Origin of the sequence: Streptomyces cyaneofuscatus (assembly GCF_033109485.1) — a bacterium.
In the GTDB taxonomy this organism is placed as follows: Bacteria; Actinomycetota; Actinomycetes; order Streptomycetales; family Streptomycetaceae; genus Streptomyces; species Streptomyces cyaneofuscatus.
In genome coordinates, this window is record NZ_CP137002.1 from 3,740,688 (window position 1) to 3,754,254 (window position 13,567).

General features: G+C 69.3%; 11 protein-coding genes. 5 read left to right on the forward strand and 6 right to left on the reverse strand.

Annotation, left to right across the window (positions count from 1 at the left end):
* Window positions 1-133: 133 nt before the first annotated feature.
* The 6 genes from R2B67_RS16485 to R2B67_RS16510 form a co-directional block, all read right to left on the reverse strand.
* Window positions 134-1,105: a C40 family peptidase gene (locus R2B67_RS16485; RefSeq protein ID WP_051104612.1), complete on the reverse strand. Its 972-nt coding sequence runs from the start codon at window positions 1,103-1,105 to the stop codon at window positions 134-136.
* Window positions 1,106-1,280: 175 nt separating this feature from the next.
* A complete protein-coding gene (locus tag R2B67_RS16490) occupies window positions 1,281-1,856 on the reverse strand; it encodes a hypothetical protein (RefSeq protein ID WP_317819092.1) in 576 nt (191 codons plus the stop codon).
* A gap of 26 nt (window positions 1,857-1,882) precedes the next feature.
* Window positions 1,883-4,168, reverse strand: a complete 2,286-nt coding sequence (locus R2B67_RS16495; protein WP_317819094.1) for an alpha/beta hydrolase — start codon at window positions 4,166-4,168, stop codon at window positions 1,883-1,885.
* A gap of 232 nt (window positions 4,169-4,400) precedes the next feature.
* Window positions 4,401-4,745 (reverse strand): hypothetical protein, encoded by a 345-nt coding sequence (locus R2B67_RS16500; protein WP_317819095.1) that lies wholly within the window; start codon window positions 4,743-4,745, stop codon window positions 4,401-4,403.
* Window positions 4,746-4,960: 215 nt separating this feature from the next.
* Window positions 4,961-6,787: an alpha/beta hydrolase gene (locus tag R2B67_RS16505; protein WP_381074934.1), complete on the reverse strand. Its 1,827-nt coding sequence runs from the start codon at window positions 6,785-6,787 to the stop codon at window positions 4,961-4,963.
* Window positions 6,784-7,272 carry a hypothetical protein gene (locus tag R2B67_RS16510; protein WP_317819096.1) on the reverse strand — a complete coding sequence of 163 codons (489 nt, stop codon included), beginning with the start codon at window positions 7,270-7,272 and terminating at the stop codon, window positions 6,784-6,786. Before R2B67_RS16510 ends, R2B67_RS16505 begins: the two co-directional genes overlap by 4 nt.
* Before the next feature lie 535 nt (window positions 7,273-7,807).
* Here R2B67_RS16510 and R2B67_RS16515 point away from each other — a divergent pair.
* The 5 genes from R2B67_RS16515 (at window position 7,808) to R2B67_RS16535 (ending at window position 13,566) form a co-directional block, all read left to right on the forward strand.
* Entirely contained in the window at window positions 7,808-8,116 is a 309-nt protein-coding gene (locus R2B67_RS16515) for a DUF8827 family protein (RefSeq protein ID WP_015610155.1), read from the forward strand.
* A gap of 181 nt (window positions 8,117-8,297) precedes the next feature.
* A complete protein-coding gene (locus tag R2B67_RS16520; RefSeq protein ID WP_317819097.1) occupies window positions 8,298-9,173 on the forward strand; it encodes a DUF8175 domain-containg protein in 876 nt (291 codons plus the stop codon).
* Window positions 9,163-10,530 (forward strand): hypothetical protein, encoded by a 1,368-nt coding sequence (locus tag R2B67_RS16525; protein WP_317819098.1) that lies wholly within the window; start codon window positions 9,163-9,165, stop codon window positions 10,528-10,530. Before R2B67_RS16520 ends, R2B67_RS16525 begins: the two co-directional genes overlap by 11 nt.
* Window positions 10,527-12,077, forward strand: coding sequence for an SCO6880 family protein (locus R2B67_RS16530; protein ID WP_109978777.1), 1,551 nt, complete (start codon window positions 10,527-10,529; stop codon window positions 12,075-12,077). The genes R2B67_RS16525 and R2B67_RS16530 overlap by 4 nt, the downstream gene beginning before the upstream one ends.
* Window positions 12,078-12,147: 70 nt before the next feature.
* Window positions 12,148-13,566, forward strand: a complete 1,419-nt coding sequence (locus R2B67_RS16535; protein ID WP_237327057.1) for an ATP-binding protein — start codon at window positions 12,148-12,150, stop codon at window positions 13,564-13,566.
* Window position 13,567: the final 1 nt, after the last annotated feature.

Sequence of the window (13,567 nt, forward strand, 5' to 3'; positions counted from 1 at the left end):
CGAATGATCACCATGACGTTATCGAAGAGTGATTGGTCGTCGCAGCTCAGGGCCCAGGCTTCACGGAGAGTTCCGGCCACGGCCGACCCACCGTCAGCTCCACCGGGCCGTGTTCGGGTCGAGGAGAGATGGCTCACCCCTGCGGCAGATCCGTCGGCAGAGCGGCGGCACCGTCCTTGGTGACGCGGGTCGCACCGAAGTAGTCCGGCGTATCGATCTTGTCGAACCGGATGACCGCTCCCGTGAAGGGGGCGTTGATCATGTACCCGCCGCCGACATACAGCCCCACATGCCGAATAGCCCGCGAATTGGTCAGATCGTCGGAGAAGAACACCAGATCCCCCGGGAGCAGCTCGTCCCGCGAGGGATGCGGTCCCGCGTTGTACTGGTCGTTGGCAACGCGCGGCAGCTCAATGCCCACCGTCCGGTACGCGGCCTGGGTCAGCCCGGAACAGTCGAACCGCCCCTGCTGCTCCGGCGTCCCGTTGCCGCCCCACAGATACGGCGTACCGAGCTTCTTCTGCGCGAAGTAGATGGCCCCGGCCGCCTGCCGGGAGGGTGCGACACGGCCGACGGGCCGGGCGAAGCTCTTCTCCAGCGAGCGGATGATCTTTACGTAGTTCTGCGTCTCCTTATAAGGAGGCACACCGCCGTACTTGATCACCGCGTAGGCACCGGCGTTGTACGCGGCGAGCATGTTGTTCGTCGGGTCGCCCGGCACCTTCTTCACATACCCGGCGATCTCACAGTCGTACGAAGCGGCCGAGGGGATCGCGTCGGCCGGGTCCCACACGTCCCGCTTGCCGTCACCGTTGCCGTCGATGCCGTGCGTGGCCCAGGTGCCGGGGATGAACTGCGCGATGCCCTGCGCGGCGGCAGGGCTCTGCGCCCTCGGATTCCAGCCGCTCTCCTGGTACAACTGCGCCGCCAACAAGGCCGGGTTGATGGCGGGACAGAGGTTGCCCCACTTCTGCACCAACGACTGGAACCGCGCCGGCACCGCCCCCTTGGCGAGCGCGACGGCCCCGCCCCCGCCCGCCCCCGCGAGACCGGCGGCGGCCGAGTACGTACCGACGAGGAGCAGCGCCATGAAGGCCGCCGCCATGCCCACGCCGATGCCACCGAAGACCCAGAATTTCCGCACCCCTCAACCATCCCCCATCGGGGAACGGTTCCGGGGTGTTTTCGACGGTGTGTACGAGTCATCCGCGGCACACCACCGGCGCACCCGGAGCACAGAGGGGCGGTGACGGCTCAGCAGCACCGCAAGTGACAGCGCCTCAGTTGCTGCTTCCGGACCAGAAACCGGACCGCACCTGGGGCCGGGGCAACGGATAGACCCCCTCGTACGAGGGCCCGTTCGGCTCGGCGGTGGGAGGGGCCACCTTCGACTCCTTCACACAGGGGCTGTCCGCCTCCAGGAAGGCCTGCCCCTTCCCCCGGAAGGAGACGCTCACACCGAACCCCGCCTCCGTGACGGCGTAGACGGCGGGGAACACCTCGTCCTTGTTGACGGCCTTGATCCGGTAGTCGCTCTTCCGCCAGAAGGCCTCCGCCCGGTCCAGGAAGGTCTGGCGCCGGTCGGCGGAGACGACGGTCATGACGGCCCGCCGCCGGGTCACGCCACAGGCCCGGGTGGTGGTGGGCCCATGGGCCCACTGAAGGTCCGGGTCGACGGCCTTCAGGACGGCATCCAGCATGGCATCGGACCGCTCGGCGGCTTCCTGCATATCCATACGCCCGCTTCCGCTCCTACTGCTGCTTCCACTCGTGGTGTCCTCGTTCCCGCAACCGGAGAGGGCGAGCACGAAGGCCAGAACAAGGGCCCCCGGAACGGCCGCTGCTGTCCGCCTCACCTCGGTTGCTCTCACTTCGGTCGCTCTCACTTCGGTTCCTCCATCTTGAGCCGGTCGGCGTTCCCCGACACGATCAGGGCGATGCTGTCCGCGGAGACGGCGTCGCGTTCGGGGCTGAAGTAGTTCGCGTGCGCGTCCAGGTTCACTCCGCCCCCGCCGACCAGAGGCGGCCCGTCGGCCACCGGGAAGCGCCGCGCCCCGAACGCCTTGCTCGCCGGATCCTTCCCGAACCAGAGGTCGTCGTCGCCCGGATCGGCGAGATCCCCCGCGAGATAGGCCCCACCGGGCCCGCCCACGACGAGCCCGACCCCGCCCACCACGACTTGGGCCTTCGACGGCAGCTTGGTCACCGGGTCGTTGGCGGCGGCCCCGACGAAGACGTGCCGGCTGCCGACGCCGAGGTCCACGGCATGGTCGACCCCGACCCCCGGACTGCCGACGAGGATGATGTCGTCGACGCCGGGTATCCCGCCCGGCACGGCGGCCGCGGCACCGACCGTCCGGGACCCGTAGGAATGCCCGATGGCGGTCAGATGAGGGTCTGCGTTCCCGTTGGTCGCGGCGATCCCGCCCATGAACTCGCGGTAGGCCAGGCCGCCCTTCTCGGCCCGGGCCGTCCCCATGACGGCGAAGTACCCGGCGACCCCGTCACCGTCCGGCAGCTGCGGGGCGTCGTAGCCGAGCCAGACGATGGAGGCGGTGGACTCGTCGTACCCCTGGGCGCCGATGGCGGTGTCACGGGCGCGCCCGAGGTCGTTCTTGGCGAACTCCTCGTCGAGGGAGGTGTTGAGCCCCGGGACGTACGCCGACACATGCCGGGACGCGTCCGGATTCCCGAACGACACGATGGCGCGCCCGTTCCCCTCGTCACCGATCCCGATGAGGAACATGGGCGGCTGCCCGTTCTCCTTGAGCTGCCGGTCGATCTCCCGGAGCCCGGCGAGCTGCTTACGGGCCTTGTCGGTGTCGGTGCCCTCCAGCTTCCGGATGAGCTCGGGAAGGTTCCTCCGGTTGGCGGCGTCGCGGGCGGCGACGGGGATGCCGTCGAGGTTCCCGATCCGCTCGGGGATGAGCTCGATGTACCGCTCACGCCGCTCGGGGGAGAGCCCGGCCCACCAGGCCTTGCGCTGCTGCGGGGTGGCGTTCTGCGGGATCCGCGCGTCGAGGTACCGCCGCTCGTCCTCCCGCACCTGCTGATCGACCCGCGCCCCGGCCCCGGCGAGCCCGAGCGCGGCACCGCCGCCACCGACGGCCCTGTTCCACTCCCACGCGGCACCGATGTGGTCGCCGCGCCCCCACTTGTCACGCGCGCCCCGGGAATCCCGCTCCCACTGCTCGACGATGCGGCGCCCGCTCTCACCGGGGCGGAGGACGGCGTCGGCGACGCCGCGGAGATCCTGGCCGAGCCCATCACCGAGGAACCCGTCGAGAAAGGTGGGGCTGGTCCGGGGGCCGGAGGACCGACCGGCTCCACCGGCTCCACCGGCTCCGCCCGATCCGCCGGATCTACCCGCGTCGACGCCGGGGAAGGTGGAGGTCTCCGTCCCCGGGGAGGCACCCTCCCCACCACCCGCACCGCCGCCGCCTGAGCTCGCACCGGAGGCTCCCCCGGAATCACCACCGGAGCTGGTCTCGCCACCGGAGACCCGCCCGGAATCACCACCGGAGCCCTCAGCACCGCCACCCTCATCGCCGGATCCGCTGCCTCCCCCCGGCCCGGCGATGACGTCACTTCCCGCCGCAGGGCACGAGCTCCCGGTCAGAGAGCAGATGGCGGCACGCATCTCCGCGGTGAGCTGCTGCCCGATCCCGGTGGCCATCATCGCGCCGACGAGGGCGACAACCACGAGCACCAGCCCGAGGTACTCCAGGGCGCTCTGCCCGCCGTCGCGGGGCAGCCTCACCATCCGGGCCAGGCTGAACGACCGCCGCCCCGCCCGTTCCCCCGGCCCGAGCCGGAACCACCGCCGACACCCAGGCCGCGCAAGCAACAAGGCAACCGCCACGGGCAACACCACCCGCGCGACCCCTTGCGCCCCGGCCCCACCGCTCAGCTCAGCAACCGCCCCCAGGACGAGCCACACCTGCAGGCCGAAGAGCCCACGCCAGACGCCGACGCCGCCGGTACGGACGTACAGGGACAGCACGAAGGCACTGATGCCGGGTAAGGAGGCGTAGAGCAGTAACCCGAGCAGATGCCCGTCCAGGGCCTCCACCGAGGACGCCCGCGAGAGAGCGCTGATCGCGCCCACAAGCGTGGCGACGAACTGCAACTGAACGAGGATCAGGACCGCCTGCAACGACCGAGGCATGGACCGCCCGCCCGACCCGACGGTGGCAGCGCTTACATCGACGCCAGCAGAAACCGCACTTCCTTGTATGCCGGACAAGGGCAGTCCCCTACCTCGTGAGTGGGCGGCACAGCGACAGTTCAGTCACTCCGCGTATGCGACCACACGAGCGAGGGACGGGACATGGGCCCGTAGACCCAATACCGGGCTCAAAGCCCTTACCCAGCAGGCAAGTTGAGCCAACTTGCCCCAGTCAGCGTCTGGACGTCACACCGACTTCCGGCGTCTCCGCCGACCAGAAGTCGGAGTGGATGTTGGGGCGGGGGATGAACTCCGCCTCCGGGTCGAGCGGCGCGGTGGCCTGGCGAAGGGAATCGGTCACCTCGGAATAGCGGACGCATGGGCTGAGCACGTCGAAGTGAACCTGCCCCTCATCGGCAACGATCAGACCCACTTGGAATCCGTCCTCGGTCCGCGCGTAAATTGCGGGAACATCCACGTCGTTGTTGATCGCCGTCATGCGGTAGCCGCTGTTCCGCCAGAATCGGTCCACCACCCCCAGCAGGCTACCTCTCCGCTGAGCGGAGATGACAGTCATGACTGTCCTCCTCCGGGTCACCGTGCACTTCCCTCTTGTCGTCGGCCCGTGCACCCAACGCACATTCGGTTCAATTTCGACGAGAACATTGTCGAGGATTCCGTCTGCTCGTTCCGCAGCACCCTGCATATTCAATTCCCCACTCCCCATTTCTCCGCACCCCACCAGCAATGCCCCCACAAGAAAGGCCACACAAGTCACTCGAACTCGAATTTTCAACGCGGATCTTCCGTTTTAATCTTGTGAGAACGACCAACGGCAATCAATGCCATGTTCTCAACCGACGTCATATCAACCGCCGGATCGAAGTACCCAGAGTGCGCATCGACCGAAAGCCCAGCTGGTCCGACCAGAGGTGGGCCGTTTCCCACCTCGAACCTCCTCGCTCCGAACGACTCGCTGGCCGGGTCCTTACCGAACCAGACGTCGTCGTCTCCTCGATCGGCCAAATCTCCGACGACGAAGGCGGCCGCTGGCCCTCCGAACAGCATCTCGGCCGCACCCACAGCCGCCTGGCCCTTAGACGGCAGCTTGGTCACGATGTCGTTGGAGGCCGCTCCGACAAAGACGTGATCCCTGCCCACCCCCAGATCGTCAGCGCTGTCAACGCCCACCCCCGGGCTTCCGACGAACACAATGTCGTCGACGCCGGGAATTCCTCCATCCTGTTGCGTCGCTGCTCCTACTGTCCGTGAACCGTAGGAGTGACCAATGGCTGTCACATGCGGATTCCCCTGCTCGTTGGTTGCTGCGAGGCCACCCATGAACCCACTGAAAGATCGCCCGCCATCCTCAGCCCTGGCACTACCTGCGACAGCAAGCGACCCCAGGCCGTCCGGTGACTGCGGTGCGTCATAACCGAGCCAAGTGATGGCAGCAGTGGATTCTCCATGGCGATTCGAGGCGATGGCTAGATCGCGCGCCCGCCCGAGATCACCCCTGGCAAATTCCTCATCCAGCGACGTATTCAGCCCCGGCACATACGCCGCCACATTCCGCGACGTATCCGGGTTCCCGTACGAAACGATCGCCCGCCCATTCCCCTGATCCCCGATCCCGAGCAGATACATCGGCGGCTCCCCCGGCCCCCGCACCGCCTGCAACTGCCGGTCGATCTCCCGCAGCGCCGCCAGCTTCGTCACCGCGTCCTCGTCGTCCCGCCCCGCCAGCTTCCCCATCAACAGCTGGAGGTTGTCCCGGTTCGCCGCGTCACGGACCAGCGCCGGGATCCCGTCCAGGTTGCCGATCTGGTCCGGGTACACCGCGAGGTACTCCTCGCGCTGTTCGTCCGTCAGCCCCGCCCACCACGCCTTCCGCTCGGCCGGAGACACGTCGTGCGGGATCCCCTGCGCCAGGTACCCGTGCGCCGCCTGCCGCACCGCCGCCGCATCGCCCGCGGCGTCCGTCCATGTCGCGGTGGGAACACTCAGGCCGTCCTCCGCCTTCAGCGCCCGCAGGATCCTCGCGTACCGCCAGTCCACATCCGCCGCTGTCCGCACCGCCTGGGCGACCCGGTCCGCGATGTCCTGGGCCTTCGCGGCATTCGGGTTGGGGGCGACAAGCCCGGAGGGGCCGGCCAGCCCCGGGTTCGGGACTCCGGACGCCCGCCCACCCGCCAACGGCTTCCCGTCGACCAGGCCCTCGCCCGCCGCCGGGTACGTCACCGACCCGTCCGGGTGCACCGTGAACTTCAGGGCCGCCGCATCGTCGAGCGCCCTCTGAAGAACGCGCTGCTGGGCCTTCATCTCATGGGCCAGGCTGTTCAGCGTGGTCCGCAGCAGCCCGCACTCCGTATAGATGTACTGGAAGTTCATCGACAGCCGGCGCAACCGCCTGACCGCGGCCCGGGCCGCCTCGCCCTTCTGCGTCCGGCGCAGATCATCGACGAGCCGGGTGTCGATACGGTCCCGGGCGGCATCGGCCCGGTTACCGGCCCGCCCCCACCCGTCGGCCGCCTCCTCCAACTCGGCGCACTTCACCTCACGCAACTTCGCCCACGTCAGAGTCGCCCCCGACGCGCTCAGCCCACCCGGCCCGCTCACGACTTCTCACCCGAGGCTGCGCCCGGCCCTGCTCCTGCTCCCGCCCCAGGCCCCAGACCCGGCCCCGAGCCCGGACCTGGACCCGCCACCCTCACCCCATCAAACGCCCCCTTCACGGCTTCGTTCACCTCGGACTGAGTGGCGGTCACCGCCCGCAGCTTCCCGGCCAGGCTCCGGCACTCGTCGCGGGCGGTCTCGATCCGCCGCTCCCACGAGGCCCGTACGGTGCCCAGCTCGGCCAGCGCCGACAGCTCCCCGGCCCCGGCCATCAGGCCCTGGTGCGCCCGCCCCAACTCCGCCTTCACCGGACCGAAGTGCGCGACCAGCCCCTCGGCCCCGCCGGCGGCCCGCATCCACGGCCCATCGCTGTGCTTCAGATCACCGCCGCCACCAGCACCACCGCCACCATCCGCCCCACCACTCGGCTCGACCCACCACCACGGCCGGTCACCGCCCGGCTGCGCCAGCACACCCACACCGCTCACACCACTCACCCCGTTCCTCGATCGTGGAGCGGCACTGTGCCAAAAGCGGCATGGCCGACATGCCGTCCACCGGCGCCGCCTGGCGGCACGGTCAGGGCAGGCACCGCGCGATCACAGGGCTTCTCGCCACACCGGGCGACCACGGGATTCATCCGGACGATGGACGCGGGGCGTCCTCCACCCCTGCGGACAACCCGCCCTGACGGCGCATCGCCCCGGCTCACCGGCGCACCACCGGCCCTCGAACGGCGCATACGAACACGCCGTGCCCCACCAACGCTGCAACCGCAACAGGAACCTATGGCCACCGTCGTTGCTCGCGGTCACACCGCGTGATACACAGAGTAACCAGGCATATGCGTGTGGATACCGGGACGAGCCGCAGGTCAGGGCGGCCGTGTCGGTCGAACGTGCGAGATCCGGGTAAAGAGACCGGGAAGGCGTCGTGCAAGGGCGGTTTCATCAGCGAAGATAGAAGGCAACCCGTGCCACAGGGGCGCGGACAGCTAACTACCCAACAGGGGCGGTGACTTACATGATCCTGGCAGCAGAGAAGGGCGACATCACCACCATCATCGGCGGAATCGCTCCCAACTGGGGGCCGTTCGGCACGCTGGGCAACGAGGCGCGCATCATGATCGAGGTGGTGATGGCGATCGCCATCCTGCTCTGCCTCGGCATCGCGATCTGGGGCGCGGCGAAGCAGCGCATCGGGGCGACGGCGCTGCGCGACACGTTCAGCGCGGAACAGGGCAAGGGCCTGATCGTGGCGGGCCTGACCGGGGTCTTCATCATCGGCTCCCTGGGCACTCTCTTCACCATCGTGTACGGAATGGCTGTCTGACCGACCGTCGGCCAGCCCGCACCGGGCCGTCCCCGCCCGCTCCCCACCATCCGTCCGTCGTGCCCACCGGCTGAGGTTGCGTCTCCCTGATGTCGAGTCACTCCACCGCGCTCACGCGGCAACCAGCACAGCTACCGTCGTCATGCGCGGAACCGCACACGACCGAGGGAGCGAACGCGGCATGAGTCCCGGCGACGAGCACGACTACCGCGGCATGGACCAGGGCGGGCGCGCGGACGACCCGTACAGCACCCTCGGCGGCACCCGCCAGACCCGTACCCGCCTCCCGGACGGCGACGCGGGCCATCCCCACACCCGCCGGCCCGTCCGGAACTCACGCTCCCTCGTCACGATCACCGGCGTGGTGGTCCTCCTCATCGCCGCGATCGCCTTCGCCAACCGGGGCGGCACGAGCAACGACGACAACGCCTCCCCGGGCACGAAGAACCCGGGGACGGCGGGCTCGGCGCCCACCGCCGCCACCGGCACCAAGCCTGTCCAGGGCAAGAACGGAACCATCGCCTCCGGCTTCGCCCAGGACGAGCAGGGGGCGCAGAGCGCGGCGGCGAACTACTCGGTCGCGCTGGTCTCGGACGGGATGTTCGACAAGGAGCGCCGTCGCGAAATCTCCGAAGCGATCTACGCGCCGGATGTCGCCGCCGCACGCATGGACGATCTCGACAAGGTCTACTCGCAGGAGTCGTTCCTCACCAGCATCGGCCTGAACCCCGATGGCAAGGCCCCAGAAGGTCTGACCTTCATCTCCCGGGCCAACCCGGTCGGAACCAAGATCGAAAAGTATCTCGGCGACACCGCCACCGTGGCCGTCTGGTACTCCGCGCTGTTCGGTCTGGCCGGTGAGGGGTCGAAGAACCCTGTGTCCGAGAGCTGGTACACCACCACCTACGAGCTGAAGTGGGTCGGCGGGGATTGGAAGGTCACCGACTTCACACAGAAGGACGGCCCCGTGCCCGTCGGCCGAGACCAAGCCGCCTCCTCTGCCGAGGAGATGGCTGAAGCAGTTCAAGGCTTCGGAGGGTTCACCTATGCCCGGTAGCCAGTCCCCCCGAATCCGGTCACTGGCGGCGGTTTTCACCGGCCTCCAGGTGGCTGCCGTGGCGCTGGCCGGTCGCGCGGCAGCAGCACCGACGCCGACGCCCTCGCCAGAACCCTCCAGCGACCCCTGCGACCTGATTCGCGGCCCCGCCAAGGACTACTGCGAAGGCGGCGAAGGCGCCGGCTCGCGCGCCCCGACCGACATCGACAACCCCGCCGACCCCCTCACCTCCCTCGCCCAAGGCTGCGCCGACGCCGCAGCCTGGATCGTCGGCAAGCTCAGCGAGGCCGTCGAGTCCACGGCCAACGTCGACTTCACCAACCCCAAGTTCCTCCAGCAGTACGCCGTCATCTTCGCGGCCTCCACCATCCTCACCCTCGTCCTCTGGCTCCTCGCCGTCACCAAGCGCGCCATCCGCGGCGTCCCCCTCACCACCGCGATCTCCGAGGCCGTCGGCTTCCTCTGGCTCACCGTCCTCGCCTCGGCCTTCACGCCGCTGATCCTCTACACGATCGTCTCCGCCACCGACGGCGTCACCGAGGTCATCGCCTCCTCCACCGGCGGCCAGACCGACGTCTTCTTCGGGTCGTTCGCCGAGGCCCTCAAGAAGGGCACCGACATCGGCGGCGGGCCGATCATGCTGATCGTCGTCTCGCTCGTCTCGATCGTCGCGGCCGGCGTCCTGTGGCTGGAGCTCGTCATCCGCGCCGCCCTGCTCTACGTCGGCGCCCTCCTCGGCATCGTCGTCTACGCCGGTCTCGTCGACAAGAACATGTGGGGCCACGTCCGCCGCTGGGCCGGCATCATGATCGCGGTGATCATGGTCAAGCCGGTCATCGTCATCGTTCTCGGCCTCGCCGGAGCGCTCTCCGCGGGCGACGGACCCGACGCCTTCTCCGCCGTCGTCTCCGGCCTCGCCATCATCCTGCTGGCCATCTTCGCCTCCGCCATGATCTACCGCTTCGTCCCCGGCTTCGGCGACGAGATCCAGGGCGCCCGCACCAACCGCAAGCAGGCCACCGACGGCGCCCAGGCCGCCGCCCTCATCAGCTCCCCGGCCGCCCTCGTCTCCCAGGGCATCAAGACCCACAGCGGCCGCACCGACCAGAACAGCGGAGGCGGCGGAGGCGGCGCCCGCCCCTCCAACCCGGCCAGCGGCGGCGTCGCCGCACACAGCTCCCGCACCTCCGGTGGCGGCGGGGGCGGGGTCGGCGGCGGATCTGTCCCCTCCGCCGCACCCCCGCCCCGCAGCGGCGGCTCCGGCCCCACCTCCGGCACCCCCCACGGCAGCCGCTCCTTCAGGGGAGGCGGCTCAGGCAACACAGGTAACTCGAGCACAGGAGGTGGAGGGCGTTGACGACTCAGTCCCACACGATGACGCCCCGCCGTACGTATCTCATCGGCCGCGCCCGGCCGAACGCGATCGTCGGCAAGAACCGCGAGACCGGCGAGATCGCCCTGATCATCGTCGGCGCGTTCCTCGGCATGATGAGCGGACTCCTCGTCCCCGTCCTCTCCCTCCGCATCGTCTGCCTCGTGGGCTTCCCGATGCTGGCCCTCGCCATCGTGTACGTCCCGTACAAGGGCCGTACGTTCTACAAGTGGTTCGAGATCAACCGCAGCTTCAAGCGCTCCCTGCGCCGCGGCACCGCCTACCGCTCCGGCGCCATGGAGGCCGGCGTCAGCGCCGACGGCCGCGAGGTCGAGATCGGCCCGCCCCCCGGCATCGGCCGCATCAGCTGGCTCGCCGCCCCCTTCGGCCCCGACGAGATCGCCGTACTCCTCCACGCCGACCGCCGCACCGTCACCGCCGCCATCGAGATCGAGGGCCCCGGCGTCGGCCTCCGCGACAGCGAGGACCAGGAAGCCCTGGTCGACCGGTTCGGCACCCTCCTCAAGCACGTGGCCAACGGCGACGGCTTCGTCACCCGCCTCCAGATGCTCGCCCGCACCCTCCCCGCCGACCCCGACGCCCACGCCAAGGACGTCGCCCAGCGCGGCGACAAGGCGTCCCCCGGCTGGCTCCAGGACTCCTACGACCAGCTCCAGTCCATGGTCTCCACCTCCAGCGAGCAGCACCGCGCCTACCTCGTCGCCTGCATGCACTACAGCCGCGAACTCGCCGCCGAGGCCACCGCCATCGCCCGCGCCGCCCGCCCCCACGGCGGCCGCAAGCTCGACCGCGACGCCGGACTCGCCATCGTCATGGCCCGCGAGCTCACCGACATCTGCGCCCGCCTCGCCGAGGCAGACATCCGGGTACGCCAGCCGCTCGGCCAGAGCCGCCTGGCCTCCCTCGTGCACTCCATGTACGACCCCGACCACCCCATCGACCACATCCAGGCGATGACCAAGCGCAACGCCTGGCCGGCTGAACTGGACGCGGTCGAGCCCACGTTCCTCCAGGCCAAGACCCGCGAGTCCACCACCCGCGCCCCCTGGTGCCACGCCACCGCCTGGGTGAAGGAGTGGCCGATGACCCCCGTCGGCGTCAACTTCCTCGCCCCGCTCCTCGTCCACACCCCCGACGTCATCCGTACGGTCGCCGTCTGCATGGACCTCGAACCCACCGAGGTAGCCATCGAACGCATGCTGACCGAGAAGACCAACGACGACGCCGAGGCCAGCCGCCAGGCCAAGATGAACCGCACCGTCGACCCCCGCGACATCGCCGCCCACGGCCGGCTCGACCAGCGGGGTGAAGATCTCGCCAGCGGCGCGGCCGGAGTCAACCTGGTGGGGTACATCACGGTGTCGTCCCGTTCACCCGAGGCCCTCGCCCGCGACAAGCGCACGATCCGCGCCTCGGCCGGCAAGTCGTATCTCAAGCTGGAGTGGTGCGACCGCGAACACCACCGCGCCTTCGTGAACACGCTCCCGTTCGCCACCGGCATCCGCCGCTGACGCGGCCCCCGCACAGCACACCGAACCCAACCCGCCGGAAAAACCCCCGACAAGAGAGGGCACCCACGCCATGCGAGACCCCCTGTCCGCATTGTCGGATGCCTTCACCTCCTTCCTCTTCGGCAAGGTGGAGACGACCCGCCTCCCCGTCCGTACGTCGACGGGCCAGGCCCAGGCCGTCTACCTGCCCACCGCCGCCCCCGGCCTCGGCGACTCCGGCGTGATCATCGGCCGCGAGGTATACAGCGGCAAGGGCTACATCTACGACCCCTTCCAGCTGTACGGGCAGCAGCTCCCCGCCCCCCACTGGCTCGTGCTCGGCGAGTCCGGCAACGGCAAGTCGGCGCTGGAGAAGACGTACGTCCTGCGCCAGCTCCGCTTCCGCGACCGCCAGGTCGTCGTCCTCGACGCCCAGGGCGAGGACGGCGTCGGCGAATGGAACCTCATCGCCCAGGAGCTGGGCATAACCCCCATCCGCCTGGACCCGACCGCCGCCCTCAACGGCGGCATCCGCCTCAACCCCCTCGACCCCTCCATCACCACCACCGGCCAGCTCGCCCTCCTCCGTACGATCATCGAAGTCGCCATGGGCCACGGGCTCGACGAGCGTTCCGGCTTCGCGCTGAAGGTCGCCCACGCCTACGTGACCACGACCATCACCGAACGCCAGCCGGTCCTGATGGACATCGTCGAGCAGCTGCGCCACCCCAAGCCCGAGTCCGCCGAGGCGATGAACGTCGACATAGACGATGTACGGGCCTGGGGCCTGGACGTCGCCCTCGTCCTGGACCGGCTCGTCGACGGTGACCTGCGCGGCATGTTCGACGGCCCCACCACCGTCGGCATCGACCTGGACGCGCCCCTCATCGTCTTCGACCTCTCGCACATCGACCGCAACTCGATCGCGATGCCGATCCTGATGGCGATCGTCGGCGTCTGGCTGGAGCACACCTGGATCCGGCCCGACCGCAAGAAGCGCATCTTCCTGGTCGAAGAGGCGTGGCACATCATCAACTCCCCCTTCGTCGCCCAGCTCTTCCAGCGCCTGCTGAAGTTCGGACGCCGGCTCGGCCTCTCCTTCGTCGCCGTCGTCCACCACCTCAGCGACGTCGTGGACGGAGCAGCTGCGAAGGAAGCGGCGGCCATCCTCAAGATGGCCTCCACCCGCACGATCTACGCCCAGAAATCCGACGAGGCACGCGCCACCGGCCGGGTCATCGGCCTGCCCCGCTGGGCGGTCGAGATCATCCCGACCCTCACCCCGGGCATCGCCGTCTGGGACGTCAACGGCAACGTACAGGTCGTCAAACACCTGATCACCGAAGCCGAACGCCCCCTCGTCTTCACCGACCGCGCCATGACCGAGGGATCGTCGGACGACCTGCTCCCGGAGGACATCCGCGCCGCGGAGCTGGAGGCGGAGCAACGGGCGGCCCGGATCGAGAACCAGCAGCGCATCGACGACTCGTCCCGGTCCACGGTGGCCTGAC